The organism is Nonomuraea sp. NPDC049695, assembly GCF_040674955.1.
Taxonomy (GTDB): domain Bacteria; phylum Actinomycetota; class Actinomycetes; order Streptosporangiales; family Streptosporangiaceae; genus Nonomuraea; species Nonomuraea helvata.
Window position 1 is genome coordinate 1 of sequence record NZ_JBFANV010000123.1, and the last position, 26240, is coordinate 26240.

Sequence of the window (26240 nt, forward strand, 5' to 3'; positions counted from 1 at the left end):
CAGCCGCCGGTGGGTGAGCACTCATAGCTACTGGACCTTGAGTCCCGCCCAAAGATCGTGCCCCCACTGGTCGGCCGGGAGAGTTGATCGCCGCTCGCGGGCCAGGGTGTGGTGTGCCTCCTGGATGGTGAGTTGCCGGTTGACCCGACGCCGATAGGTGTCGTCGATTGGGTCGATCACGGCCAGCAGGTGCAGGGTCTTGGCGATCCGGCCGTACTCGGCGAAGGCTTGGCCGAGCGGGGTTGGGCGGCCCTCGCGGCCGAACATCCGCAGGAGGTCGTAGGCGCGGACCTGGTTGGTGATGAGCGATCCGGCCACCCGCAGCATGTCCGGCCACCAGGTGGTGATCCTTGTGAGGTTGACCTTGTTACGGGCCAGGGCCTCCAGCGGCCCATAAGGTTCACGGGGCTGGCTGGGGAGATCGGCGTACCAGAAGCGCTGGTCGAGCAGGTCGGCGAAGCGGGGAGAGAAGCGGTAGCCGAGGATGTCGAAGACGCCGAAGACCATGTCGGAGTAGGAGGCGTTGTCGGTGGTGACCATTTCCGGCTTGACGCCGCCGTCGAGGTTGAGCAGCGCGTCCAGGATGTGCAGGCTGTCGCGTGGGGTTCCGGCGACCACCAGCTGCCCGATTCCAGACACCTGGTCGTTGATCGCGTTGAGCCAGGTGAGGCCTCGTTTGAAGTGGAAGAACTTCGGCGAAGGGCCGGTATTGATGCTGTGCTTGGGCACGATGAAGCGCAACCCGTCGACCGAGGCCAGTAACCCTCCGCCCCAATGCTGGACGATCGGCACCTGCGATTGGGCCTTGATCAGCAGAGCGTTGGCCGCGGCCAGGGTGTCGCCGCGCAGGTAGTACTGGTCAACGTGCGCGAGCCGATCTCGCGTCAGCGCCCGGTGGTCGGTGTTGATCACTGGGGACAGGCCGATGTTGCACGCCTCGCTCACCAGCAGCGCCACCAGCGAGGTGGCCAGGTCGTCCATGCGGGTGCCGCCCTCGCTCACGTGGACGAAGGCGTCCAGGAACCCGGTCCAGGCGTGCACCTCGAACAGCAGGTCTGGCAGATCGATGCGCGGGAACATGGCCGCGGTGGTGGCGCGCAGCCAGCGCAGCGACTCGCTTTCGCCCAGCGCGCCGAGCCGCTCGACGTTCAGCTTGGGCCATCCCTTGTCGGGCACCACGATGGAAACCTTCGCCTCGTCCCCGGCTTCTTCGAGACGCTCGGCCATCTGCTGCCAGGCGGCATGAAGCACCCGCACCCGCTCAGCCAAGTGCTTCTCGACCGGTGCCTCCAGGTTCAGGCCGGCCAGCACGTCCTCGCGCACCGCCTGCCATGGACGTCGGCACCGGTCTTGGCGTGGAACGCCTTCAGGTGCCAGCCATCGCGCCCGGCGTCCACCGGCCGGGCGCCGGCGTGGATCCTGCCGCCCCGGTGCAGGTGGATGCCGGACGCGAAGAGCTCGATCGGGGTCACGGTCATGGGGTTTCGGCGGTGGCGGTGAGGACCGCGCGGCCGAGGAGGTGGCCGGCGATGGTGAAGCCGAGGTACGCGGGGGTGGCGTCGGCCGGGACGCTGATGGTCTCGACGTCGAGGGCGTGGACCACGACGAAGTAGCGGTGCGGGCCGTGCCCCGCCGGCGGGGCAGCGCCAAGGTAGCGCGCCACGCGGGCGTCGTTGGGCAGCTGGTAGGCGCCTTCGGGGAGGCCGGAGCCGATGTCGTCGCCCGCGCCTTCGGGCAGCTCGGTGACGGTGGCGGGGATATCGGCCACGGCCCAGTGCCAGAACCCGGAGCCGGTCGGTGCGTCCGGGTCGTACACCGTGACGGCGTAGCTCTTCGTCCCCTCAGGGGCGCCGCTCCACGACAGCTGCGGGGAGACGTCCTTGCCTCCCGGGACGCCTCTGGCCATCTGCTCGGCGGGCCAGGGAGTGCTGTCGGCCAGCGTGGCGCTGGTGACGGTGAAGGAAGGCACCTCGGGGAGGCGGGCAAAGGGGTTGTTCACGTCTGTTCCTTCATAGAGATGGCGAGGGTGTCAGCCGACGAGTCGGCCACGCGGACAGCGCCATCGAGGGCGCTGTCCAGACATCATCGACCATAACACGAATAATCGATTATTTTCGAATCGTCTATCCTGAAGGCATGACGCAGACGGCCGACCCAACGACGAAGCAGATGCTCTCCGAGCGTATTCACGCCCGGCTCCAGGAAGCGATCATGAAGGGCGAGTACGCCCCGGGCGAGGCGCTCAAGCCGCAGGAGCTGGCCCAGCAGCACCAGGTCAGCCTGGCCGTCGTACGCGAGGCCCTGGTGCGGCTGGTCGGCGAGGGCATCGCGGTGCGGCTGCCCAACCGCGGCTTCGCCGTCCCCGACTTCTCGGACCGGCGGTGGCAGGAGCTCACGGAGGCCCGCCGTACGATCGAGCCGGTCATGCTGCGCCTGGCGATCGAGCGTGGCGACCTCGACTGGGAGGCACGGGTGCGCGCGGCCCACCACCGGCTGGTCCGCACACCGGTGTACGTTCCGGAGGAGGGCGAGTACTACAGCAGCGCGTGGTCGGAGGCCCACCGCGTCTTCCACCGGACGCTGCTGGACGGGTGCGGCAACTCCGTGCTGCTGGACACGTTCGACCGGCTGTGGACGGCCAGCGAACTGGCCCGCCGCTGGTCGGCGCAGCGCACGCCCGACCGCGACGGCGCCGCGGAGCACCGCCGCCTGGAGGAGGCGGCCCTCGCCCGCGACACCGACACCGCCGCCGAGGTACTGGCCCAGCACTTGACGTTGACCGTCGCCGCCCTCACGTGCGCATCTGATGAGGTCAGGCGGCGGTCGTGACCTTCCACAGATAGATAATGATCGTGCCCTCCGGGACGCCGGCCTTCTGTCCGCATCACCTTCACTGAGCCAGGCCGTCCCCATCCGGCTCAGCAAATCTGATGCACCGCAGGCAGGTGAGTCGCATCCGCATCACTTCGAGCGAGTCAGGACAGTCCGGGACTCGCTGCACATGATCGATGTGCTGTTTCGGCGCGACGGCGGGCAGCGGCCGGACATCATCGTGACCGATACGGGCTCTTATAGCGACGTGGTCTTCGGACTGGTGCATCTGCTGGGCATGCAGTACCGGCCGGCGCTGGCCGACATCCCAGACCAGAAGGGATGTGACCCAGATGCGGCAGATACGCGGCGCGACTTCATCCCGCTGCCCCCGGCGGTGGAGGAGGACGCGCCGGAGTCGGGCATCGCGTTCGCCTCGGGCAACTGGCGGCGCGCGGTGACCGGCCGCAGACGGCCCGGCATGGTCGCGCGGCGGCATTTCGAGGCGATGGTGTTCTGCTACCTGGCCGAGGAACTGCGCACCGGCGACGTGGCCGTGCTCGGCTCGAACGAGTACGCCGACTGGGGCGCCCACCTGCTGCCCTGGGAAGAATGCCAGCCGAAACTGACCGCCTTCTGCGAGAAGGTCGGGCTGCCCGACACCCCCGCCGGTTTCGTCGCTCACCTCAAGGATGCCCATCTGAGCGCGGCCGCGCACCTGGACGCCGGCTACCTCGACAACGCCGACCTGGTCATCGACGAGGGTGGTGTGCCCACCCTCAAGCGCCGCCGCGGCAAGGGCAGCGATGCGGAGGCCGAGCGGCTGGCGGCCGAGATCGAGCGGCGCATGCCCGAACGCTCGCTGCTGTCGATCGTCGCGCGCACCGCCCACTGGCTCACCTGGTATCGCCACTTCGGCCCCGCTTCCGGCTCCGACCCCAAGATCAAGGACAAGCTGGGGCGGTACTCGCTGGCGGTGTTCACCGGCGGCATCAACATCGGCCCGTACGAGGCGGCCAAGCACATCGCCAGGGTCACCGCCCGCGAGCTGTCCATGGTCCGCAACCGGCACGTCACTCTGAAGAAGCTGAACGCCGCGATCGCGGATGTGATCAATGCCTTCGCCGAGCTGGACGTGGTCAAGGCCTGGGGGGATGGCAGCACGGTGGCCGCCGACGGCACCCAGGTGGACACCTACATCGATAATCTCCTGGCCGAGACCAGCATCCGGTACGGAGGATTCGGCGGCATCGCCTACCACTACATCTCCAACACCTACGTGGCGCTGTTCTCCCGGTTCATTCCGTGCGGGGTGTGGGAGGCGGTGTACCTGATCGAGGGGCTGCTGGCGAATGCCTCCGACATCCAGCCCTCCACCGTGCACGCCGACACCCAGGGCCAGAACTTCCCGGTCTTCGCCCTGGCGACCTTGTTCGGGTTCGACCTGATGCCGCGCATCCGCAACTTCAAGGACCTGATCTTCTTCCGCGCCTCAGAGAAGATCGTCTACCCGCACATCGATCAGCTGTTCGGCGAGAGCGGCCGAGGCGTCATCGACTGGAAGCTGATCGAGAAGCACTGGATCGACCTGATGCAGGTGGCGATCTCCATCAGCGAGGGCCGCCTCAGCTCGGCCACACTGATGCGGCGGCTGCGGTCCAACTCCCGCAAGAACCGCATCTACAAGGCCTTCCGTGAGGTCGGCCGCAGCGTGCGCACCGTCGCCCTGCTGCGGTATCTGGCCGACCCGGCGCTGCGAGCGCGGGTCACCGCGGCGACCAACAAGGTCGAGTCCTACAACGGATTTTCCAAGTGGCTCGGCTTCGGCGGGGTGCTGGCCGACAACGACCCCGAAGAGCAGGAGAAACTGATCAAATTCAACACCCTGCTGGCCAACCTGGTCGTCTTCCACAACGCCCTGGACATCTCCGACATCGTGCGGCAGCTGGTCGCCGAAGGCTGGCAGATCACCGCCGACCAGCTCGGCCAGATCGCCCCCTACCTGCGCGCCCACATCAGCCGCTTCGGCGCGTACGCCACCGACGAACTACGTCACCGGCCGGATCCGTTCGATCCCCTGCTGAAAGAGGTCGACTTCACCGACGTCGAACTGGCCGCTTGATCGCCCAGCCGTTGGCGAACGTGCTGGGGCCAGGTCTCGATGTGGTGAAGCGGCCCGCGCCGAGGCTGCCGAACTGCGGGAACGCGCCGTGGCAGCGGAGCTTCGGGCAGGCTGAGTACCGACCGGCCAGGGCTGGGTGCGGGAGGTCGTCGAGTCGGTCAACGAGACCTTCAAGTTCAAGGGGCAGCTCAACCTCGAACAGCACCACGGCCGCACACCCGCTGGCGTCGTCGTCCGCGTCATGCAGCGGATCCTCACGCTGACCACCGCCATCTGGCACAACGACCAGAGCGGACAGCCCGTCCTGCGCTCACTGACGGCCTACGACCACTAACCCTTAGGCGGATCATCTAGTTGGGCTGGTAGCAGGGTGCGCAGGACGTCGAACTCGTTGCCCTCGGGGTCGGCCATGAGCACCCAGCTCCGGCCAGGGCCCTGGCCCATGTCCACCTTGGCGGCGCCAAGGCCAAGCAGCCTGGCCACCTCGTTGTCAGTACTGCCGTCGATCGGGCTGACGTCCAGGTGGAGCCGGTTCTTCACGATCTTGCCCTCAGGCACCCGGATAAACAGCAGAGTGGGCGGCATCTGGCGAGCCCGGACCTCCTCGACGGTCGGCTCCCAGGAGCCGATCTCGACCTTGTCCTCGCTCCGGTCGATCACCTTGAAGTCCAGGACCGCGCACCAGAAGGCCGCGAGGCGCTCCGGATCGTGGCAGTCGACAACCAACTCGGTGAACCTACTTGTCATGACTCCTCCAGACAGTGCGGACGGGGGCTCAGCCCATGGGGTTCAGAGGTTGAGGAACCGGAACAGCCGTTGGCGCTGAGGATGATCTTGCCCTCTGAGGGTGAGCTGGGATTGACCATTTCCGGCTACGCCACCTGAACACGCCGGCGCCCGCAGGTGGACGGCTCGGTGAACGCCCAGGCCCCGCCCGGCCGTACAAGGGTCTACGGGCGCCTGGGACGGTTCTCCCGTGTCAGGGTCGCCGGCCGGTGTGGGCGATGATCGTTGCTGCGAGGGGCGGCACGATCGCGAGGGGCAGTGCGTGGCCGAGACCGGATACTGTGACGAGAGTGGCGCTGGGGATAGCGCGCGCCAGCCGGGTGGCGTGCGGGGGCGGGGTGATGGGGTCCTCCGGCGCGTCGATCACCAAGGTGGGCACAGAGACGTTCGCGAGTTCGGCCCCGCGCTCCATCCCCGACTGGTCGGCCAGGGCATGGGCCGCGGCGCTGCGCCAGGTGCCGCTGTGAGCGGCGATCCGGCGTTCAAGATCGGCGAACTCCTCGTCGTCGAAGGGCAGGACGTCCCCGTTGAGGACCCTCCAGTGCTCGACGCGCCAGGGCAGCTCCGTCTCCGGGTCGCGTTCTTGGCCGAGCTCCGCCCACAGAGCGAGCAGCCGGGGGTCGGGTCCGGGCAGGTCGTCGTCGGAGATGCCGGGGTCGGTGGCCGCTCCGCCGAGCAGCGCGGAGCCGAAGATCGTGGCGCTCATCAGCCGGTCCGCGTGGTCGAGGAGGAGCAGTTGGACCAGGGTGCCGCCCAGCGACATCCCAACCACGTGAGCGCGTGCGATCCGCAGCGCGTCGAGGACCGCGATCGCGTCGTCGGCCAGCGCCCGGATCGGGTAGGGACGCTCGTGGAAGGCATGGGTGGAGCGTCCGGTGTCGCGGTGGTCGTAGCGGACGACGAAGTGGTCCCGGGACAGCAACTCGACCAACTCGTCGGGCCAGCCCAGTCCGCTTGTGTTGGCTCCCATCACCAGTAACAGGGCGGGACGCTCCGGATCGCCGGCCATCTCCACCCAAAGCCGATAGCCGTCCGCGACATCCACGAAGGTCTCAGTGCGGCGAAGTCCACCGGTCTGCGGGTCGGTCTCTGTGGCCATGTCTCACTCCTCATAGGTTGGACCCCGGCCCGGCCACGGTGCGGACCTGGGCCGGCCGTGGCAGCTCGGCCGAGGCGTACCGTCGGCGGCCGGAGACGTCGCGGGCCGGTTGGTCGACCAGGCCGAGCCGGTGGTGATGCCGCACGGTCTTCACCGTGGCACCGGCGAAGGCCGCTGCCTGGCGGATCGTCAGTGCGCTGGTCATGCCTTCAGGCGCCCTCCGCGGTCGAGGGCGGCGACCTCGCGTACGGCCACGGCGATGGCGTGGAAGTCCTTACGCAGGATCGCACCGTGGTTGCCGGCGACCTTCGCGCTGATGTGGATGTTCGGGTTGCGGGCGGTCACCATATCGAGGCTGGTGCGCATCCGTTCTTGCTCGTCGCTGCGGCTTCCGAAGGATGTCCCCGAAGCGACTACATACCGCGCCGGGACGGTGATGTTGTTCAGCACGGGGCCGAGCTCGCGCTCGCGGGAGATCACGCCGAGCTCGATGTTGCTGTTCGCCTGCTGGTCGGCGGTCATCCGCGGGGCCATACCGAAGGGGCGCAGCAGCGGCCAGAACCAGCTCATCCGTCGAAACAGCTTGCGGATCCGCTGCTCCATGGCCTCGTCGAGCCAGTCGTGCGGGTACGCGCCGTCAACCAGGACCGCGCCCACGGTACGGTCCGGATTCCGGCTGGCCCAGTGCGCCGCGACCGCCGCGCCGTAGGACCAGCCGACCAGAAGCGGCCGGTGCACTCCCCTGGCCGCGAGAACGGCATGGACATCGCTGACGTTTGTCTCGAATGAATAGTCCGCCGAACGCTGCGATTTGCCGCGAGCCCGCATGTCGTAGGTGATGTGCCGCCACCCCGTCCCCAGTTCGGCGATGACCCGCCGCCATTGCGGCTGAATGCCGAACTGGCCGTTGAGGTAGACCACCGGGACACCGGGACCGCCGGTGTCGGTCACGGCCAGCGCCGTGTCGTCGACCGGCACCATGCCGGTCCAGGTCGCGTTGGCCGGGTTAGAGGTCGTCATGTGTGCTCCTTCGCATCTGTGAACGATGTACCGCGATCGTGTTCTTCGCCTTCCAGCGGCATCTCCTGTCCGGTTTGTGGTGGCAGGTGCCGGCAAGGACATCCGGGACGTCATGCGTACGGTCGCGACCGCGCCGGCCGCGACCGTAGGTGAAGATCGATCGAGCTATTTCGCGCTGGACGTGCCGGCGAACAGCGGCAGCGAGACCGAAGTGCCGGCCAGGTTGACGGCGACCTTGGTCCCGGTGCCGGGTTCGGCGTCGGTGATGTCGTCGTTGGTCCCGGTCAGCACCAGACCCAGCCGGTGCCCCGCCTTGAACTCGTAATCCTGCGGCAGCATCGACCAGGTGATCTGGTACGACTTGCCCGGCGTCAGCGGAGTCGCGCGGCTCAGCGACTTGTGGTTCTGCGCGTCCAGGATTGCGCGGGTGACCACCTGGAAGCCGGAGGTCACCGTGTTGTCGGCGGCCCTGAAGTAGCAGCCGTCGTCATCGGCCGTGCTCTCGCCGACGCAGTCCTCGCCACCGATGAATTTGAGGCCTTGCCCGCCGGCGGGATCGACGCCGTGGATGCGGGTGTCCTGGCCGTAGTCGACGAGCAGGACGCCCAGGTTGGCGGTCGGCTTGTCCAGCTTGAGGCGCAGGCTCACCGACGGCGTTCCGGACAGCCGCATCGCGGTCTTCAGCGGCGGGGTCAGGAAGGCCAGCCGGTTGGCGTTGGTGGTGGCAGGATCGCCGGCCATCGCCACCTCGGTCTGGCGGGTGTCGAGGTAGCTGCCGGTTCCGGTCGAGGGCTTGCGGCCCAGTGAGCCGTCCTGCCGCGGTCGCAGGGTCACCGTCCGCGTCGGCGCCGGCCAGTCGGCCTGGGTGATCCAGCGGCCCGGGCCGAGCTGTACGTCAACGCGCGGCCGGCGCATGATGTCGTTGGCCACGCCCATCAACTCGTGGTCGAACCACTGGTGCAGGGTGTCGACCCACACGTCGCGGCGGGCATAGAACGGGTCGAGGTGCCCGTACTGCGTCACCCACGCCTTGCGCTGCACGTTGCGGGGCAGTCCGGCCCACCAGGTGGAGAACTGGTCGGCTCGGACGTTCCGGTCCTGCATCCCCACCACCGTGAAGACACTGGCACGCACGTTGCGCGCCTTTGAGATCGGCCCGCTCCGGTAGTCGCGCTCGTGCCAGAAGGCGTTGTAGTTGCCCGTCTCGTCATCCGAGCCGGCGGCCAGCTGGCGGCGCACCGCTGCGCATTTCTCCTCCGGGTCGAGGTCGACCCGGTCGGCCTGCCACTCCGGTCCGCCCTTGAACCAGGTGAGGGTGCCGTTCGCGCGCCACATCCCGTACCCGCTGCTGAACCCCGCGACCGGTACGATCGTTTCGAGTCCTTCCACTCCGGTGCCGGCGACCCCCATGGCGAGGGCTCCTTCATACGACTGGCCGATCATCCCGGTACGTCCGGTGGTCCAGGAGGCTTTCACCGGATCGCCGTTGTCGTCGTAGGCGGTCGCCCGGCCGTTCAGCCAGTCGATGACCGCCTTCCCGCCGAGCACGTCGGAGGCGCCGTAGGAGGTGGGGCAGCCGTCGGACAACCTGGTGCCGATCATGTCGACGGACACGAACGCGTACCCGCGCGGCACGAAGTAGTTGTCGTAGAACAGCGGAAACTTCGTCAGGTTCCCGTTCGCGTCGTACGTCTTGCGATCCCAACTCGAAGCCGACACCCGGTTCGTCGAAATACGGGCTTTCATGCATGATCACCGGGACCTTGAGCCCGGAACTGCTTTCTTTCGGCCGGATGATGTCCACCCGGACCAGGTCCTTCTTGCCGTCGCTGTCGCTGTCGACCGGCGACTGCACCCGGACGTGCTCGCGGATGGCGTCTTTGTAGGAGAAGGCGGGCTGCGTGAGACCGCCGGAGATCTCGACCGCCGACTTCGCCGTCGCGGATGCGGCGGGAGCCCCGGCGGCCACGAGCGCGGTCGCGAGTACGACGGCGGCAAGAGATCCTCGCCGTTGTGAGATAGGCATGTGTACCCCCGTTGAGCGGTGTCGATGGTGAAGACAGGGAGACCGGATCTGCCCGGCACGACCCGGCCCAGCGGGACGGGTCTGATCACGGCGCGATGCCCGGCGGTGGGCGCCGGCCAGGCGGGGCGTCGAGGGCCGCGACCGCTGAACGGTTCATGGCATACACCGTCGCCGACCGCTCTGATATCGGGCCGGTGCGTCCTGACGTGGTTGCTGACACGACTCCGCATCAGATCTGGTCGTCGTTTCATGGTGTGCCGAACCAGCCGGTGAGTGCTTCGCGCAGCGCGGGCGCGGCGGTGTCGGCGGGTTCGTCGAGGGACGCGGCCCAAGCGATGTGGGCGTCCGGGCGGATCAGCAGGGCGTCGGCCGGCCGGTGATCGGTCTTGGCGGTATGGATCTCGACGCGAGACTGCCAGCCACGCGCGGTCTCGCGCAGGTCTGGGCGGTCGGTGAGGTTGAGGAGGATGGGCCGGGCGGTGTGCATGAGTTCCGCGACGCTGGTCTTGCCCTGGTCGGTGTGCAGGGTGAGGTCGGGGGTGAAGGTGCCGGCCAGCGGGTGGTGGCCGGAGCCGGGCATCGGGTAGCGGATGTCGGTGCCGGCGACGAGCGCTCCCATGCGGCGCAGCGGCTGCTCATCGGCGAGCAGTTCCTGGAAGACTTCCCGGAGCGCTTCGGCGGCCGCGTCGTGTCCTCGTCGCAGGGCCACCTGGGCTCGGGCGTGCAGCATGGTGCGGGCGCCGGCGAGGTGGCGTTCGGCGTGGTAGGTGTCCAGCAGGCCGGCCGGAGCCCAGCCGTGGAGGTCGGCGGCCAGCTTCCAGGCCAGGTTGACCGCATCCAGCATGCCGGCGTTGAGCGCCACGCCGGTGGCGGGGAACAGATGCGCCGCGTCACCGGCCAGCAGGATCCGCCCGTCACGGTAGCGCTCGGCTTGGCGGGCCTTGAAGGTGAAGCGCGACAGCCGGATCGGTTCCCCCACGGGCAGATGCACGCCGAGCACGCGGCGGAGGCTGTCCTGGAGTTCGGTGACGGTCATCGGGATGTCGTCGTCGTATTCGGTGCTCTCGTCCTCGATGGTGTAGAGGGAGACGACCGTGGAGCCGGGCGATGAGCCGACTCCCAGGAGACCATGATCCGTCCGGGTGAAACCCGCGCGGATCGTGCCGAACCCGGGGACGTCGAGGTCGCCGTTGCCGAGCACGGTCACCGTTTCGGGCAAGGTGACCTGGGCCAGCCGGTTGACCTCCGGGTAGGTGGTGCCGGGGAAGCCGATGCCGGCCCAGTCGCGGACCCGGCTGCGCGCGCCGTCGCACCCCACGAGGTAGCGGGCGATCACCTGGTACGGCCCGTCAGGGCCACGCACCTCCGCGGTCACGGCATCGTCGTCCTGGCTCACCCCGGCCACCTCGTGCCCGCGGCGGACCTCGACCCCGAGTTCGGCGGCGCGTTCGTCGAGCAGCCGCTCAAGCAGCTGTTGCGGGAGCGGCAGGGCGTGCAGCGGGGGATCCGCCATTTGGGTGAAGTCCAGATGCACACCGCCGAACGGGAATCGGGGAGCCGGCACAGGACCGGTGCAGGCTGCTTCGAAGCGTTCGAGCAAGCCTCGGTAGCGCAGCAGCTCCAGGATCTGCCCGCCGAGACCGCCGGCCTTCGGGGTGTCTCGGCGCTTGGGCTGCCGCTCCAGCACCAGCGCTCGTACACCGGCCAGGCGCAGTTCGGCGGCCAGCATGAGGCCGGTCGGGCCGGCGCCCACAATGATCACATCGGTGTCTGTCATTGGCTGCTCCTTTCGTGAGTTTTCGTCGCGCCCGCGGGCTGCCCGGTCACCGGCAACGTTTCCGCGGGCTTTGGCAAGGCTGAGTCGAGTGTCGGATGAGGGATGATCGAGACGCATGAGCGTCCTCCTGATGGCGGTACGGCCGAGTGGACAGTCGCCGGCGGAGCTGCCGGAGCCGGCGGTGCGGCGGTTCTGCTGCCGGAAGGGCCGGTGCTCGACGCCGGTGCCCGGTCAACCGGCGGTTTCGGGGGCGGGTACGGCGTGTTCGGCGGCTCGGCTGACCTGCTCCCAGGCGGCCCAGGTGGCCATCCGCCGGCGGGAGATGTTGAAGGCCAGGTCGTAGACCATGCTGCCGAGCAGCAGCCGCAGCGGCGGGTCTTCGCTGTCCACCAGCTTCAGCAGCGCTTCGGCGGCCAGACGCGGCTCACTGTCGATCGAGCCCTCGGCCCACTGCTTCTCCAGCTCGGCGCGCAACGGGGCGTACTCCTCCAGAGGTGAGGCTGTCGTCATGCTGGTGTACAGGTCGGTCCAGTAGCCGCCGGGCTGGACGATGCTGAGCTTGACGCCGAACGGCGCGGCCTCCATCGCCAGCGCCTCGCTCATGCCCTCCAATGCGAACTTGCTCGCGCTGTACATGCCGGTGGTGGGGAAGCCGCCGAGGGCGGCGATGCTGGAGATCTGAACGATGTGCCCGGATGCCTGGGCCCGCAGGTGCGGCAGGGCGGCCTGGCAGACCCACATCGCCCCGAAGAGATTGACCTCCAGCTGGGCGCGCGTCTCGGCCTCCGTGAACTCCTCGATCATGCCCGAGGACATGGTTCCGGCGTTGTTGACCACGATGTCCAGCCGGCCGAAGTGCTCGACGGCGGTGTTCACGGCGGCGAACACCGCGTCGCGGTCGGTCACGTCCAGGGCGAGGGTGAGCAGCCGGTCGCCGTACCGGTCGTCGAAGTCCTGGGGCGTGATGGTACGGGCGGCGGCGACCACCTGATCGCCGCGCTCCAGCGCGGCGAGGGTGAATGCGCGGCCGAGACCGCGGCTGGCTCCGGTGATGAACCAGGTGCGGGGGGCGGTGGGAGGGACGCTCATATGCGGGAAACTCCGATCTGTTGCATTCACATCATTCGAGACGGTCCGTCTCGTCTTGTCGTGTGGGAGACCATACCGACGCGCACCCGCCACGTCAAGACGGACCGTCTCGTCTCGTCTTTAATGGGTTCGTCGCATGACGGCACAGCACAAGACGCTCCCCAGCACCGCCCGCCGGAACGAGGCTTCCCGGCGGGCCATTCTCGTCGCCGCGTTCGAGCTGGTACAGGAAGTCGGTTACGCCAAGCTGAGCATCGAAGGCATCGCCGCCCGGGCCGGCGTCGGCAAGCAGACGATCTACCGCTGGTGGCCCTCCAAGGGCGCGGTCCTCTTCGACGCCTTCCTCATGCTGAGCGAGCAACCGGACGGGGAGAGGCCGCCCTGCCCGACACCGGAGATCTGGAGGCGGACCTGAAGGCGGTTCTGCGGGCCACGGTCGTGGAATTGAACGATCCGCGCTACGACGAGCCGATGCGCGCCCTGAACACCGAGATCACGCATGATCCGGCGCTCGCCGCTCTCTACTCGGAACGACTGGACGGCCCGATGAGAGAACTGAAGAAACAACGACTGCGCAGCGCCCAACGGGCCGGGCAGCTTGCCGAGGACCTGGACCTCGACGTGGCCGTCGACGTGCTGTGGGGACCGCTGCTCAACCGATGGCTGCAGCGCAGTGGACCGCTCACCCCCGAATACGCCTACAGCATCGTCGAGACCGCTCTCAACGGACTGCGCCCACGTCAATGAGGCTTGCGAAACCTCCCTCAAGCTCCTTTTCGACGCTAAGGAACTGCGTAACGTCGACGCCTCTCGGTGTTGTCATCAGTAGCACCGGTGATCAGTGCGAGGGTGGTCGGCGGGATGGTGCTCACGGTGTGGCGCTCCAGCGGTCGAGGCCGGCCGGCCGGGTGTGGAGGCGAGTGAAGCGCGCCCACTGGCGCGCGGTGAGCGTCTGCCCGATCAGCGGAAGCGCCGTGTCCTCCTCATGCTTGAGGTGCCCGGTCAGGCCCGTGACCAGCGAGTCGGTGAGGTCACCGAGCCCGCCGAGGCCGGCTTCGGTGTCGGCGTGCAGCTCGTCGATGGCGTCGATGAGCTCCTCCAGGGCGGCGTGCTCGGCCTCCAGCGCCTCCAGCAGCGTCAGGCGGTCCGCTCGGTGGGCCAGGCTCCGGCGCAGCGGCGGCCACAGCGCCTGGTCCTCAGCGGCGAAGTGGCGACGGAGAGACTGTTTGAACCGCCGCCAGCGCAGGTCGCGGCGGGGGTCCTGGCCGAGCCTGACGGTGAGGCGGGACAGCTGGATCACCTCGCGGCGCAACGCGTCGTGCATGCCGTACACCGCCGTCATATCGAGCTCGCTCATCGCGGCGGCCAGGCCCAGCCGGCGCCCGCGGGCGTCTTGATGGCGGCGGCCGGCTCGGCGTCGGTGTAGAACGGCGCCTCCCGCCAGGAGGCCGCGATCTGCTTCCCACTCTCACCGGCTTTGCCCAGGTTCTGCGTGTGCGCGTGCACGCAGGCGCTGCAGCCGTTGATCTGGCCGGCGCGCCGGCCGACGGTCTCCTGCAACTCGTGGGGGATGCCGCCCTGGTCGACGGCTGTGAAGATGGCGCCGATGCCCGTCATCGCGTCGGGCGGGACGAAGGCAGGGTTGGTCATACGTGCTCGCACGAGGATGCTCCTTCAGCCAATGAGTGAGTCGCCCGGCGCTGACATGGGGCGCATGGATTCGGCCGCTTCCGGGTGGTTTCCAGGCTGCACTGCGCCGTGACCTGGATCAACGCCGACTTCGTGTGCTGGTCGATAACATGCGGGTTATCGGAGGAAAGGGATGTATATGGAGCTGCGGGACATCGAGATCTTCCTGGTGCTCGCCGAGGAGCTCCACTTCGGCCGTACGGCCGCGCGGCTGCACGTCTCCCAGGCCCGGGTCAGCCAAGCGATCAAGGCGCAGGAGCGCCGCCTCGGTGCCCCACTGTTCGACCGCACCAGCCGCCGCGTGCGGCTCACCCCGCTCGGTCAGCAGCTCCGCGCCGACCTGAGGCCCGTCTACGCCGGCCTCCGTGACAGCCTCGAACGCGCCCATCTGGCCGCCCGCGGCATCACCGCCGTGCTCCGCGTCGGCATGACCCCGGGCAACGCCCACGACCTGCGCGCCTACTGGCAGACGTTCCGGTCCCGGCACCCGCAGTGGGACCTGCGCATCCGCCACGCGCCCTTCACCGACCCGTTCGCGGTTCTCCGCGAGGGCACGGTGGACGTCCTGGTCACCTGGCTGCCCGTGGTGGAGGACGACCTCACCGTGGGACCGGCCCTGTTCACCGACCCCCGGCTACTGGCCGTCGCCGTGGACCACGAGCTGGCCACCCGCTCCGCCGCCTCGATCGAGATGCTCGCCGACTTCCAGCACACCAACTCGCCGCGGCTTCCCGGCTACTGGGCCGACGGCTTCCTGCCCCCGCACACGCCGCGCGGCCACCGGATCGTGCGCGGCCCGCTCGTCACCCACATGGAGGTGCTGCTCGCCCTCGTCAGCGTCGGGGAGGTCGTCAACTCCCTGCCCGCCCACTCCGCCCGCTACTGGAGCCGTCCTGACATCGCCTGGCTGCCCTTCCATGACTTCGAACCCCTGACCTACGTGCTGGTGTGGCACACCGAGGCCGAGAACGACGTCGTCCGCGCCCTCGCCCAGACCGTGCGCGACCTCGGCCCGCTGCACCTCAGCCTGTCCTGAGAGACGTCATTGGAAATACGGGACATCGAGATCTTCTTGACTCTGGCCGAGGAGCTGCACTTCGGCCGGACGGCCGAACGGCTGCACGTGTCCCAGGCCCGGGTCAGCCAGGCCATCGCCGAGCAGGAGCGCCGCCTGGGCGGGGCGCTGTTCGACCGCTCCAACCGCCGCCAGGTCCAGCTCACCCCGCTCGGCCGTCAGCTCCGCGACGACCTGAGGCCCGTCTACGCCGGCCTGCGCGACAGCCTCGAACGCGCCCGCCTGGCCGCCCAGGGCATCACCGCCGTGCTCCGCGTCGGCATGCTGCCCATCAACGTCCACGAGTTGCGCCCCTTCTGGGACACCTTCCGCGCCCGCCACCCCGCCTGGAGGCTGCACATCAGCCACCCGCCCTTCGCCGACCTGTTCGGCGGACTGCGCCGCGGCGAGATCGACGTCCTGGTTGCCTGGCTACCCGTCGAGGAGCCCGACCTCACCGTTGGACCGGCGCTCTTCGCCGAGCCTCGGGTGCTGGCCATCGCCGCCGAGCACGAACTCGCCGGGCGCGGGTCCGTCTCGCTGGAGGTGGTTGGCGACTTCGAGCATGTCGACATCGAAACCAAACCGGACTACTGGTTCGACAGCTATGTCCCGTCTCACACCCGCAGGGGCCGCGCCATCGAGCGCGGCCCGCTCGTGCGCAACAGCGCCGAGATCCTCACCTGGACCGGCATGGGCGAGGTCGTGGCACTCTTCCCCAGCCACATGACGCGGTACTGGGTACGGCAGGACATCGTCTACCTGCCGGTCCACGACGTCGAGCCCCTGACCTACGCGCTGGTATGGCGGTCAGACACCGAGAACGACCTCATCCGCGCACTCGCCCAGACCGTCCGCGACCTCGGCCCTCACCCCGGCCCCTGACCAGGCACCACGGACCGCCAGATGCGCCCGCTGATGTCAGCGCCGATCCCCGTGATCCTCGCGTCGTGCACCTGCTTCAGGTCGAACTCCAGACGGCGGTTCATCCCGCGTGGGCCGTGGGAGGCGGTGTATTTGATCGAGGGGCTGCTGGCCAACACCTCCGACATCCAGCCCTCCACCGTGCGTGCGGACACCCAGTCAGAACTTTCCGGTCTTCGTCCTGGCCACCTTGTTCGGGCCCGACATGATGCCGCGCATCCGTAACTCCAGACACGCGGGATATCCGGATCAGTGATGAGGCCGCGGCAGTATGGGGTCCTGGTCATATTCGTCCGGGATTACCCGCTAGGCCCACAGAGGAAGTACGGCCGGAAGGGGCAGCCGGTTGACTTAAAGAGAGATATCGAGCACGGCAACCTGCGGAAACGCGCTGCTGATCGTTATCGCGCCGGACTTATCCCGCCATGTTCGAGCCGTAACCCCGTCCACGAGCGACCGGTGGATCTTTGGCCCTCCCAGGCGCTGACCAGGCATGACGTCCCGTAGCGGGTAATCTCGGACGGATATGACCAGGACCCGCTACTGGCGCTGTGCGTAACCCCAGAAAGTCTGCGACTGCACAGAGTCATGCAGCGCCTGCAAACCGTAACTGTAGATGGCTTTGCGGCTCGCGTGAAGAGACACCTCTGCAATCGGGTCCTACTCCACCCAGAACAACCGTCCCTGTGCGACTACAGACCCGCCGCATGCCCGACAACCCGCGCACTGTGCGCTGTCTTGAGGCGATCAGCGTTTCAGGGTCTCAAGCCGTCAAGGTGCAGGCCGATACGATTGATCTTATGGACCTCGACGCGGCGGCAAACGAGCTCTACGACTTGTGCGTGACCCATCTGGGTGAGCATGTCGGACGGCAGCTTGCGGCGCTGGCCAGGCCCACAGCAGCACTCATTCCCACGGCATCAGGGGTGCAGACCGGGCGATCGCGGCTGGGCGGCCCGGCGCTGCTCAACCCGGGTACCGCGTGGCCTGAGTACGAAGGTCATCCGCTCAGCCTGCTGGCCGTAATCGACAGCGCTCACCTCGGGTCCTGGGCCGATGCGTATCTTCCGAATCGTCCCTGCCTGCTCAACTTTTTCTTCCTGCAGATCGATGATCTGGATTACCAGAACAGGCACCCACACTTGCGGGCGGCGCTTCCCGGATTGGGAAACCCGCTGACTTGCCGGATCATTCCTGCGGACTCCCGGCACGCTGAAGAAGTGTGTGCACCGCCGCTTGCCACGAGCTTCACCACGACCTCCCTGCACATGGTTACGGGCCTCACCCTGCCGGACTTCGCCGACGACCCGGTGCTCAACAGCCTGGATCTGGGTACCCATGCCGCCACAGGCATCTACGGGGCAATGCCGGGGTTGTTCGTCGATGAAAAATTCGGTTCGGTCTGGGCCGATCACATGGCCAGGCAATCGCTGTTCGATGAACACACCCACCGGGTTTTCGGCTGGCCCAGCTTAGGGGCAGGCTCGTGCCTGCGGACCAGTCTGAGAGCCAAGGAAGAGTTCGTCCACATCCTCGAACTGACCAGCACTCGAGAGTTCCAGTGGGGCGATGGAGGGTCATTGCACTTCGTGAGTCCAGCCGGTGCGCTGCACGATGGCGATTTTACTCGTGTGGTGGCCGACGCTTCCGGCTGGTGAGGCACACCCTGTCCGGCACTGCGTTCGGCCGTGTCACGTTCGTACAGGCACACGTGGTTCCGAATGACCGGGCGAGACCGGCCCCAGGGCGGCAGCACACTGAGCCCCTGGATGCTCGGCTGGGAAACGATCACGACCTTCCTGGGAAGCGATCTTAGCCAAGGCCTCATCGTCACTGCTCAACCCCATTCGTGAACACCCCTGACAGGCGGACCGTCCATCACGTGATCATCTCGATCGCGCGGATCCCGCCAGGGGCCTGGCCGGTGACGCTACTGTCGCCGGTCATGACCGATTCGCCGCCCTTCGCCGTCCTTGAGGGCCTGCTCGGCTGCCGCACCGACGACCCCCGGCTGGTCGAGCTGCATCAGGCCTACGGTCTCGACGCGCCCGCAACGTTCACCGACCGGTACGGCGTGGACGCCAAGGGCGTGGACGAGTGCGGATGGTCGCTCGTCTACAAGGCGACCGCGCGAATTCCCGGCAGTTACCCCCCGCCTCGGGTGCGTGGCCGGGGTAAGTTGCTCGGCTACCTCACGCAGATCGACATCGTGGATGGCTACACACCGCCGCTCCGCGAGGGGATCACCATCGAGTTGTCCGAGCCGGAGGCGCGTGCCCGGGCGCTGGAGAGCAGGGTCGCCGAATACGGCAACATCGTCCACGTGCTGGAGCGCGACGAGCGCACCATGCTCGAGGCGCGCTATCACGGCGACGGGCGCTTCATCTGGTTCAGCCTGAGGCTCAACGAACTGGACGAGGACGACCCCGAGCTCCTGCGAGCAGCCGAACAGGTGCGTGCCACCTTCCCGGTCCGGACGATCCCGGACTGGCCGGAGCCGGATGTCAACGAGCCGTTCCCCCCGGCCCTGCAAGCGTTGAACGCCTACCAAAACGCGCCCGGTTTCGGCGAGATCGACTTCGAGATGCTCGACCGCTTCGACCCGGGTTCGGTGACGGCGAACGGGTGCACCGACGCCGAGCGGGAGTTCCGCGTGTTCGCCATCAACGGTAGCGGCTCGCAGATCGCCTTTTGGCTCGTCCATGAGGGCCGTCCGGCCGAGCAGCAGCCGGTCGTCTTCCTGGGCGACGAGGGCGATGTCGGCGCGGTCGCCACGGACCTCTGTGATCTGCTCTACCTGCTCGCCTCCGGCAACGGCCCTTTCGAGGTCATCATGTTCGGTGTGGACGAGGACGCCGAACCGCAGCCGGGCATCGCCGCGATCGCCGAGGTCCACTTCGACCGCCGCGAAGGACGCACTCCTGAAGGCATCCTCGCCGACGCGGCCGCCGAGTATTCCGACGTTCAGGACCGCATCGACCTCCTCGAGCGGTGCTGACCTGCCTCAGGTCACGAGGGAGTCGAGGAACCAGGCGTCGACCACGCCGTCATCGAGGCCGCGACTGACACGGCTCACGTTGGACGCGATCCGCCGATCCAGACCGTGACGTCACCGAAGTCGCCCTCGGCCCCGGCGCCGGCCCGGTGCGTCTGGGAGATGAACGCCTCGACCGGTCCCCGGCCGGCCTCCACCCGGATCCGCGGCCGGCGCTCAGCAACGTAACGCCGCACCGATCCCGTAGGCCCGGCATCTTCAGGCGGCCACCTCACCTCTGTAGAACTTGCACACCGCACAGGACAGCCCTTCAGGCACTCTGTGCAGGCGACTTCCGACATCCGCGCAAAGGACTTCGGAAATCGACACCCCGGGGGGCCGCAGTCTCACAAACGATCCTTTGCGCGAGCATGATCAAGAACGGGTCGCCGGCCCCCGCCCGACCGTCGATTGGTTCTCACAACCCGTTCTCACTCAAAGCGATGGGCCCCCTTCTGAGACTTGCATTGTGCGAAAATCCGGCCGATGACGGACCCTCAAACCCCTTCCCCGTCCGAGCAGTCGGACGCGGACGATGTCGAGCGGCACGCCTGCCCGAAGTGCGACACGCAGCCCGGATCACCGTGCCGCTCGCGCTCAGGAGCGGTCACCTCCGCCTACCACACCCGCCGCTTCACCCTGGTGCCCCGCCTGAAGAAGGCGCTGAGGGTGCCGACCCCGGCCGACCGCAGGCCGGGGCAGCCGGGCACCCCACCGCCTGCGCCGATCGACTCGGACCTGCCGAGCGCGGACATCCGCATCGGCTACGCCCGCTGCTCGACGCTCGGGCAGGAACTCGACTCCCAGCTCGACGCGCTCAGCAAGCACGGCATCCCGAGGGACAAGATCTTCAGCGAGAAGATCAGCACCCGCGTCCGCGTACGCCCCAAGTTCGAGGAGGCGCTGCGGACCGCGCGGGAGGTCAAGGCCCACGCCCCGCACTGCCGGGTCATCTTCACCGTGTACGAGATGAAGCGGCTCGGCCGCGACGCCGCCGAACTCACCGCGCTCGCCGACCACCTCACCGCCCACGGCCTCGTCCTGTAGATGCTCGCCGGGCCGCTGCCCGGCATCTACGACCCCACCGGGCCCGGCAAGCTGCTGTTCGCATTCTTCGCCGCGATGGCCGAGACCGAGCGGGAGAACATCCGCGAGTCCACGCTCGAAGGACTCGACACCGCGGCCCGCAAGGGCAAGCACGGCGGCCGGCCCCCGGTCATCACCGACGACATGCTGCACACCGTGCTGCGCCGCCGCGCGGGCGGCGAGTCCGTCGAGCAGATCCAGCCCGACCTGATCATCCCTACCGGCAAGCGCAAGAGGCAGGACCCCTCGGTGGCGAGCATCTACCGGGCGCTCGCCGAGCACGCCAAGCGCGAGGCATACCCCGAAGCCGTCGAGCAGGCCCACGCCGACTTCGCCGACCTCCGCAACGCAGACGTCCCCCGGCCCCGACCGGACGCCGCAGCGCTCAGCTCATGACCATGATCGTTCTCACCGGGATTTCCAGTACCGCAACTACTCACACCCGGGTACGTCCTCAGCGACCGCCTCATCTCCAGCGGGGACGACGCGGACCACCGCCAGGCGATGGACGACCTGATGCCGCCCGAGCCCGTCATCCAGAGCCTCGGCCAGCTCGACCTCGACTGCGAGCCGGGCGACGAGACCTAGACCAAGATCATCCCATGGCCCGTTTCTGCCGTACCTGGGTCACACCCCCAGAAGGGCTGGCGGATCCAGGACGCCGACTACGGGCCGCTGGCGCGTTTCGCCCGCGGCAAGATCGACCTGGCCAAGGTCAAGCGGCGCTGGGACGACATCCTGCGGGTGGTGGTGTCGATCTACACCGGCCGGATCCGCGCCTATGACGTGATGAGGATGCTGCAGCGCGACGGCAACCCCACCCCGCTCGGGGGCGCGATCGCCGCCTACGGCCGCATTTTCAAGACGCTTCACATCCTCACCTACGCGGTGGAGGAACCGTACCGGCATGACATCAAGGGCATCCGCAACCTGCAAGAATCCCGCCACGCGTTGGCGGGGAAGATCTTCCACGGCCGTAAGGGCGAGGTATACCAGCGCTACTACAAGGGCATGGAGGACCAGCTCGGTGCGCTGGGCCTGGTGCTCAACTGCGTCACGCTGTGGAACACCTTCTACATCGAAAGGCTTTGGGCGCTCTGCAGGAGGCGGGCTACCCGCTCGCGGAGGAGGATGTAGCCCGCTTGTCGCCGTTCGGCCGTCGGCACATCAACGTGATCGGCACCTACACCTTCGCGCTGCCCGATCTCGGCCCTGCCGGCGTGCGGGAGCTGCGCAACCCGGACGAGCCCGAATGGGACGACGACTGAACGCGGCTGTGAGGTCAGGACGCGCCGGTGAATGAACTTGAGGGTGTCATCGGCCACCCCGTCACGGAGACTCAGGTTCCCGGGCGCTGCTTGATTCCCGCCTCCAGCATCTTCGCCACGATCCTGCAGCGGACTCATTGGCGCTCAGCGGCGCCGCGCGCAGCTGGTCGGCCAGCAGGCGCACGTGCCTGGCGTAATGACGGCTTGCGTCGAGCAAGGCGGTCACCGCGTCGATGCCGTCTGCGGACGGGCCGATCGACCTGCTGGCGGTCGGGTCGGAAGGGGGCACGACCGTGACGGTACGCGGCCCCAACGTCGTGTCGCGCGGCTTTGCTGCGGTCATTTCTGCAAGCCCGAGCCGTGGGCCTACCCGGCGCTGCTCGTGGCGGTCGGGTCGTTGTTCTCCAGCGCCCGGTAAAGCATGGAGCGGCCGACGCCGAGGTGCTTGGCGATCGCCGCGATGGATTCACCGCGGATCCGCCGGGCGCGGGCGATGGTGAGCATGTCTGCCCGGCTCAGCCGGAGGTGCCGGTGTCTGGGTTGCCGCCGATGCGCGCGAGTACCTGTTGGCTGAGCACGACGTCGTGCGGCAGTCGCCTGAGCGCGGCCGCATCGACAATGACTCCCTGCCGCTGGGCGATCTGCTGGAGCGCGTCCCAATGGTGTGCTTCCATGGCTTCCTGGGAACGGCCATCGAACGGCTCATCGGGCCCAACCACCGCCCGTGTCGTCTCTTGTATGTCTGCTACCGATGTCGCGGCCCAGCCTTGCGATGAGCCCCAACCTCGGTCATTCAGCAGCAGCACGCGGGTTCCGTCGACGAGCTCTGCTTCGTGACGCGCCGACACCGAGATGGTGTCAGCCGCCTGATCATCGACATCCACGAACGTCACTAGACGTGTGACAGCAGTCATACACCTCATCATCGGTGCAAGTATCTACGGCTGCAGCGGCGGCCGCGCCGGCCTCCAGAACACAGCGGCGGCCCTCCTCGGCAGCCGTCGTAGTTGCGCACGATGACGTGCGACGATGCCGCCGACTTCGGCCCACCGGATCCGGCCCGGGCGCATGCACCCGTTCTGCCCGCAATGACGTTGCCTGTGCCGACAGCGGACCCAGACAGCCGATCCCCGCAGCCTGGGCGCGTGGGCCGGCAGCAGCACGATCCCGGGTCGCCAATGTCCTCGGGAGCTGGTTTCGGGGTCGCGTTGTCGGACGACGAGCTCCGCGAGCTGCATGAGGCCCGGCACCAGGATTCGGCGCCGGCTCTCGTAGACTCGGCGGTCATGACAGAACGATGGCCCTTCATCCACCACGTGACCTTCATCGCCGCGGACCTCGAGGCGAGCACGCGCTTCTACACCGCCGCGCTCAAACCTCTCGGTGTTGTCGGAGAGGCGGCTGACGGCGGAACGGAGTTCTGGGAAGAGGAGTTGGACACACCCTCCTTCGGTCTGTATCCCGTTGGCGACGCCACAGTGACACGGGGCGCGCACATCGCATTCACCGCCCGCGACCGGGCCGCGGTCGACGCCTTCCACGCGGCCGCGCTGGCGGCTGGCGGTAAGTCCCGGCACGAACCCCGGCTTTGGCCCGAATACGGCGCCTATTGCGCGTTCGTCGATGACCCGGACGGCAACAACATCGAGGCGGTGTACAAGGAGCAGGCGTAGGGCCGGCACCTGGCGGTGATCGCGGCGGTGGCGCGGTTGGCCGAGCGGCCCGCATTCGCCGAGGCCGACTACGCGGCGTTATTCGGCGCTGCTCACCGGCAACTCGGCGACCGCTGATGGTGATCCGAAACGACCTCAACACCCACACCTGGGCCGAGACGAGACGGCTGATCGCCGTCCGGGCCGTGGTTGATGGTGTTCCACCTGCCCGTCTTCGCCTCTGCAGGGACTGCGTGCCGGTCGCAGACGGTCCGTACGACTGGGTCACGGCCCCATCGCCCCAGCCCGCCCCGGCTCGCACCGCGTGGCCGCCGCCGCGACGGTCGGGGGTCCAGGACCGGCGGCCTGTCTGCGTTGAGCCGGCCGGCCCGGGCCAGCACGCCGTCCTCGCGCAACACACGAGTGGCGCCGCACCAGGTACCGGCGTCACTGGAGGTCGAAGACCGCCTTCCCTCCCACGCGGCGGCCCCGCAGCGCGGCGGCTGCCTCGGCGAAGCGCTCCCAGGGGCCGCGCCAGCCGATCTCGGGCGTCAGAGTGCGGTCGGCCGTGAGCCGCACCAACTCGGCCAGGTCGTCGGCGGCCCCGAACTCGTTGACGTACGAGGTGAGTGTCTTGGGCGGCCCGACGGTCGCATATGGCGGGAATACGGCCGGCTCGCCCGAGGTCCATCCGACGGACTGAAGGCTCCCGCCGGGGGCGAGCAACTCCCAGGCCCTGACCAGATGAGGCCCGCCGACGGTCTCCACGACAATGTCGACGGGCTCCTTGATGTCGTCCAGCCCCACGACCACTTCATCGGCGCCAAGACCGGCCAGCCCGTCACCTCGCTCGGGGGAGCCGGCCGAGGCGATGACGTACGCCCCCGCGTGGGCGGCCAGCCGCACCGCATACCGGCCCACGCCGCCCGAGGCGCCGGTCACCAGCACGCGCTTGCTCGGCGCGATGCCGGCGCCGCGCAGGGAGCGAAGCGCGGCCAGGCCCGCCGTCGGCAGCGCGGCCGCCTCGGCCAGCCCGACCCCCTCCGGGACTTCGGCCACAGCCGACACATCGACCGCAACTCGCTCGGCGAACGCGCCGTCCGCGAAGAGCACGACATGGGTGCCGGCGACGGGGCCGGACCCGTCCGCCGCTCCCTGTAGGACGATCCCAGCCGCGTCGAGCCCCAGGGGCGCCCCTGCCGGGATGCGTCCGGAGGTCGCGTTGTTGAGGTCGGCGTAGTTGAGCGAGGCGTGCATCACCTCAACGAGCGCCTGCCCCGGCCCGGCGACCGGCCCGGCGACCTCGCCGAAGGCGATGCTCGCGGGGGCAGAGGGGTCGGCTACGAGGGCGCGCGTGGACATCCACATCTCCTGTGCGTGGGAGGCGAGACAATAAATAAGAAACTAGAAGATAGTTTTGTTAAAGACGATCCGCTATCTAACATTTTGAGCTGTCAAGGTTGCGCAACCGCCAGACGAGCTCCCAGGCCTGCGATTGATGCCGGTGGGCCCGCGCTCGCCTTGGTCGGCGGGGCCGCGGCGGCGGTGCTGCTGACGACGGTGATCGTCGGCGGGCTGGTGCTACTGGGCGCGGACGTTGCCTGTGCCGGCAGCAGCCCGAGCCCGGGTCGTCGACGCCCGCGAGAGCCGATTTCGGGGTCAGGTTGTCGACGGGCCGCAATCTGCTTCCCGCCTGGCCGGCAAGGGTTCCGCGCTGCTAGGGCCTGTATGGAGTTGAGATCAGAGGGTTTCGCTGCGCTACGCTCTGTGATCCTGGTATGCCTTCGCCATGGCGCGCGGAGACCTCACCGATGAGGAATGATCTTTGATCGAGCCTCACCTGCCACTGGGCGAGCGAGGTCCGATCCCGAATCTGCGACAGCAGTTCAACGCGGTGATGTGGCGGTTTCGTACCGGCAGTCAATGGCGGGATCTGCCCATCGAGTACGGGCCATGGCCCACCGCCTATGACCGGTTCCGGTCGTGGGCGACAGCGGGCGTGTTCGAGCAGCTGATGCAAGCGTTGATTGCTGAGGCCGCGGCTCGTGGGCAGGCCGACCTCGACCTGGTCAGTGTGGACTCCACCACTGCCCGGGCCCACCACCATGCCGCCGGCATGGTCGTGGACGGCGAGCTGGCTCAGGCGCTGGAAGAGGCCGCCGAAGAGGAAAAGGGCTGCGTCAAAGGGGCAAAAACTCCCACGACGGCCACTACGGCGAAGGCGGGGACGAGGACGGACGCCAGCGGGTACGACGGCGGCGCAGGTTCCGGCTGAAGGTGGCCAGGCTGGGCCGCTCGCGGGGTGGGCTGACCAGCAAGGTCCATCTGTCGGCCGAGCGGCGATGCCGTCCGCTGTCCTTCGTCCTGACCTCAGGTCAAGCGGGAGACAGCCCGCAGTTTCGCGCCGTGCTGGAGCGCATCAGGATCCGTCTGCCGGTGGGCCGTCCGCGCACCAGGCCGGGCCCGCCAGGAGTGGGCGGCGTCGTCAGCTGGTACCGCCTTGGGCTCGCCGATATCACTGGCCGTTCGGCTGCCGCTCAGGCGCCGCGTCCGGACTCGCCGGCCTGCGTGGTCGGCTCGTGACCTGGACTGGTGCGGCCGAATCGGATCATGGCGCGGTACAGGGCGGTGTGAGTGGGGGCGTCGGCGAGTGCAGGGACGTCGGTGCCGGGGGTGGCGTAGGAGCGGAGCATGTGGCCGACCAGGCGGCGCCAGGTGCCGGGGGCAAATGCGACGCCACCCCACGCCACCGGCCCCGGATCCGGCCCGCGAAGGCGATCCGGCTCAAGGAGCCGGAATGGCC

General features: G+C 68.3%; 25 protein-coding genes and 7 pseudogenes. 14 read left to right on the plus strand and 18 right to left on the minus strand.

Going from position 1 to position 26240, the window contains the following annotated elements; translation table 11 throughout:
* Positions 1–27 precede the first annotated feature (27 nt).
* Genes AB0J64_RS51435 through AB0J64_RS51445 form a run of 3 tightly spaced genes read right to left on the minus strand, consistent with a single transcriptional unit; the run spans position 28 to position 1999 of the window.
* Positions 28–1323, minus strand: coding sequence for a Tn3 family transposase (locus AB0J64_RS51435; RefSeq protein WP_364044832.1), 1296 nt, complete (start codon positions 1321–1323; stop codon positions 28–30).
* A complete protein-coding gene (locus AB0J64_RS51440) occupies positions 1296–1478 on the minus strand; it encodes a hypothetical protein (RefSeq protein WP_364044835.1) in 183 nt (60 codons plus the stop codon). The genes AB0J64_RS51435 and AB0J64_RS51440 overlap by 28 nt, the downstream gene beginning before the upstream one ends.
* Complete coding sequence (locus AB0J64_RS51445) at positions 1475–1999, minus strand: YbhB/YbcL family Raf kinase inhibitor-like protein (protein WP_364044838.1); 525 nt, start codon at positions 1997–1999, stop codon at positions 1475–1477. The genes AB0J64_RS51440 and AB0J64_RS51445 overlap by 4 nt, the downstream gene beginning before the upstream one ends.
* Before the next feature lie 137 nt (positions 2000–2136).
* Here AB0J64_RS51445 and AB0J64_RS51450 point away from each other — a divergent pair, with 137 nt between their 5' ends.
* From AB0J64_RS51450 to AB0J64_RS51460, 3 genes and pseudogenes are all read left to right on the plus strand, one after another.
* Positions 2137–2829, plus strand: a complete 693-nt coding sequence (locus tag AB0J64_RS51450; RefSeq protein WP_364044841.1) for a GntR family transcriptional regulator — start codon at positions 2137–2139, stop codon at positions 2827–2829.
* A gap of 151 nt (positions 2830–2980) precedes the next feature.
* Positions 2981–4933 (plus strand): annotated as a pseudogene (locus AB0J64_RS51455) (Tn3 family transposase); the annotation flags it as partial.
* A gap of 136 nt (positions 4934–5069) precedes the next feature.
* Positions 5070–5267: a hypothetical protein gene (locus tag AB0J64_RS51460; protein WP_364044844.1), complete on the plus strand. Its 198-nt coding sequence runs from the start codon at positions 5070–5072 to the stop codon at positions 5265–5267.
* On the opposite strand, the gene AB0J64_RS51465 is transcribed toward AB0J64_RS51460, so the two are convergent.
* The 7 genes from AB0J64_RS51465 to AB0J64_RS51495 form a co-directional block, all read right to left on the minus strand.
* On the minus strand, positions 5264–5680 hold the full coding sequence (locus AB0J64_RS51465; RefSeq protein WP_364044847.1) for a VOC family protein: 417 nt from the start codon (positions 5678–5680) through the stop codon (positions 5264–5266). The two genes, AB0J64_RS51460 and AB0J64_RS51465, sit on opposite strands and share 4 nt — an antisense overlap.
* A gap of 232 nt (positions 5681–5912) precedes the next feature.
* Positions 5913–6818 carry an alpha/beta fold hydrolase gene (locus AB0J64_RS51470; protein ID WP_364044850.1) on the minus strand — a complete coding sequence of 302 codons (906 nt, stop codon included), beginning with the start codon at positions 6816–6818 and terminating at the stop codon, positions 5913–5915.
* A gap of 10 nt (positions 6819–6828) precedes the next feature.
* Positions 6829–7023 (minus strand): MerR family transcriptional regulator, encoded by a 195-nt coding sequence (locus AB0J64_RS51475; protein WP_364044853.1) that lies wholly within the window; start codon positions 7021–7023, stop codon positions 6829–6831.
* Entirely contained in the window at positions 7020–7799 is a 780-nt protein-coding gene (locus AB0J64_RS51480) for an alpha/beta hydrolase (protein WP_364044856.1), read from the minus strand. The genes AB0J64_RS51475 and AB0J64_RS51480 overlap by 4 nt, the downstream gene beginning before the upstream one ends.
* A 204-nt stretch (positions 7800–8003) precedes the next feature.
* A complete protein-coding gene (locus AB0J64_RS51485) occupies positions 8004–9584 on the minus strand; it encodes a CocE/NonD family hydrolase (protein ID WP_364044859.1) in 1581 nt (526 codons plus the stop codon).
* 527 nt (positions 9585–10111) lie between these two features.
* The gene (locus tag AB0J64_RS51490; RefSeq protein WP_364044862.1) at positions 10112–11641 is read right to left on the minus strand and encodes an FAD-dependent monooxygenase; all 1530 of its coding nucleotides are present in this window, start codon (positions 11639–11641) and stop codon (positions 10112–10114) included.
* 231 nt (positions 11642–11872) lie between these two features.
* The gene (locus AB0J64_RS51495; RefSeq protein WP_364044864.1) at positions 11873–12730 is read right to left on the minus strand and encodes an SDR family oxidoreductase; all 858 of its coding nucleotides are present in this window, start codon (positions 12728–12730) and stop codon (positions 11873–11875) included.
* A 136-nt stretch (positions 12731–12866) separates the two neighbouring features.
* Here AB0J64_RS51495 and AB0J64_RS51500 point away from each other — a divergent pair.
* Positions 12867–13477 (plus strand): annotated as a pseudogene (locus AB0J64_RS51500) (TetR/AcrR family transcriptional regulator).
* Between the two features lie 121 nt (positions 13478–13598).
* Here the strand turns inward: AB0J64_RS51500 and AB0J64_RS51505 are convergent.
* Both AB0J64_RS51505 and AB0J64_RS51510 read right to left on the minus strand, forming a co-directional pair.
* A complete protein-coding gene (locus AB0J64_RS51505) occupies positions 13599–14087 on the minus strand; it encodes a hemerythrin domain-containing protein (RefSeq protein WP_364044867.1) in 489 nt (162 codons plus the stop codon).
* A complete protein-coding gene (locus AB0J64_RS51510; protein ID WP_364044870.1) occupies positions 14084–14392 on the minus strand; it encodes a carboxymuconolactone decarboxylase family protein in 309 nt (102 codons plus the stop codon). The genes AB0J64_RS51505 and AB0J64_RS51510 overlap by 4 nt, the downstream gene beginning before the upstream one ends.
* 166 nt (positions 14393–14558) lie before the next feature.
* Between AB0J64_RS51510 and AB0J64_RS51515 the strand changes: the two genes are divergently transcribed.
* Positions 14559–15455, plus strand: a complete 897-nt coding sequence (locus tag AB0J64_RS51515) for a LysR family transcriptional regulator (protein ID WP_364044873.1) — start codon at positions 14559–14561, stop codon at positions 15453–15455.
* A 9-nt stretch (positions 15456–15464) separates the two neighbouring features.
* Positions 15465–16358, plus strand: a complete 894-nt coding sequence (locus AB0J64_RS51520; RefSeq protein WP_364044876.1) for a LysR family transcriptional regulator — start codon at positions 15465–15467, stop codon at positions 16356–16358.
* On the opposite strand, the gene AB0J64_RS51525 is transcribed toward AB0J64_RS51520, so the two are convergent.
* A complete protein-coding gene (locus tag AB0J64_RS51525; protein WP_364044900.1) occupies positions 16343–16525 on the minus strand; it encodes a hypothetical protein in 183 nt (60 codons plus the stop codon). The genes AB0J64_RS51520 and AB0J64_RS51525 overlap by 16 nt on opposite strands.
* Here AB0J64_RS51525 and AB0J64_RS51530 point away from each other — a divergent pair.
* The 3 genes and pseudogenes from AB0J64_RS51530 to AB0J64_RS51540 form a co-directional block, all read left to right on the plus strand.
* A pseudogene (locus AB0J64_RS51530) lies at positions 16458–16629 on the plus strand (Tn3 family transposase); the annotation flags it as partial. The gene AB0J64_RS51525 and the pseudogene AB0J64_RS51530 sit on opposite strands and share 68 nt — an antisense overlap.
* A 475-nt stretch (positions 16630–17104) precedes the next feature.
* On the plus strand, positions 17105–18055 hold the full coding sequence (locus AB0J64_RS51535; protein WP_364044879.1) for a DUF1963 domain-containing protein: 951 nt from the start codon (positions 17105–17107) through the stop codon (positions 18053–18055).
* Between the two features lie 224 nt (positions 18056–18279).
* Positions 18280–19395 (plus strand): hypothetical protein, encoded by a 1116-nt coding sequence (locus tag AB0J64_RS51540; protein ID WP_364044882.1) that lies wholly within the window; start codon positions 18280–18282, stop codon positions 19393–19395.
* Positions 19396–19469: 74 nt separating this feature from the next.
* Here AB0J64_RS51540 and AB0J64_RS51545 read toward each other — a convergent pair whose 3' ends face one another.
* Positions 19470–19628: a hypothetical protein gene (locus AB0J64_RS51545; RefSeq protein WP_364044885.1), complete on the minus strand. Its 159-nt coding sequence runs from the start codon at positions 19626–19628 to the stop codon at positions 19470–19472.
* A 289-nt stretch (positions 19629–19917) separates the two neighbouring features.
* Here AB0J64_RS51545 and AB0J64_RS51550 point away from each other — a divergent pair.
* The 3 genes and pseudogenes from AB0J64_RS51550 (at position 19918) to AB0J64_RS51560 (ending at position 21785) form a co-directional block, all read left to right on the plus strand.
* A pseudogene (locus AB0J64_RS51550) lies at positions 19918–20913 on the plus strand (recombinase family protein).
* A gap of 309 nt (positions 20914–21222) precedes the next feature.
* Positions 21223–21644, plus strand: a pseudogene (locus tag AB0J64_RS51555) (Tn3 family transposase); the annotation flags it as partial.
* A 15-nt stretch (positions 21645–21659) separates the two neighbouring features.
* The gene (locus AB0J64_RS51560; protein WP_364044903.1) at positions 21660–21785 is read left to right on the plus strand and encodes a hypothetical protein; all 126 of its coding nucleotides are present in this window, start codon (positions 21660–21662) and stop codon (positions 21783–21785) included.
* A 366-nt stretch (positions 21786–22151) separates the two neighbouring features.
* Here AB0J64_RS51560 and AB0J64_RS51565 read toward each other — a convergent pair whose 3' ends face one another.
* Both AB0J64_RS51565 and AB0J64_RS51570 read right to left on the minus strand, forming a co-directional pair.
* Complete coding sequence (locus AB0J64_RS51565) at positions 22152–22289, minus strand: hypothetical protein (RefSeq protein ID WP_364044888.1); 138 nt, start codon at positions 22287–22289, stop codon at positions 22152–22154.
* Positions 22290–22300: 11 nt separating this feature from the next.
* On the minus strand, positions 22301–22669 hold the full coding sequence (locus tag AB0J64_RS51570) for a hypothetical protein (protein WP_364044891.1): 369 nt from the start codon (positions 22667–22669) through the stop codon (positions 22301–22303).
* A 402-nt stretch (positions 22670–23071) separates the two neighbouring features.
* Between AB0J64_RS51570 and AB0J64_RS51575 the strand changes: the two genes are divergently transcribed.
* Positions 23072–23458, plus strand: a complete 387-nt coding sequence (locus AB0J64_RS51575) for a VOC family protein (RefSeq protein ID WP_364044894.1) — start codon at positions 23072–23074, stop codon at positions 23456–23458.
* A gap of 426 nt (positions 23459–23884) precedes the next feature.
* On the opposite strand, the gene AB0J64_RS51580 is transcribed toward AB0J64_RS51575, so the two are convergent.
* Positions 23885–24799, minus strand: a complete 915-nt coding sequence (locus tag AB0J64_RS51580; protein ID WP_364044897.1) for a zinc-binding dehydrogenase — start codon at positions 24797–24799, stop codon at positions 23885–23887.
* 463 nt (positions 24800–25262) lie between these two features.
* Between AB0J64_RS51580 and AB0J64_RS51585 the strand changes: the two are divergent.
* Positions 25263–25900 (plus strand): annotated as a pseudogene (locus tag AB0J64_RS51585) (transposase); the annotation flags it as partial.
* 74 nt (positions 25901–25974) lie between these two features.
* On the opposite strand, the pseudogene AB0J64_RS51590 reads toward AB0J64_RS51585, so the two are convergent.
* Positions 25975–26240: pseudogene (locus AB0J64_RS51590) on the minus strand (hypothetical protein); the annotation flags it as partial.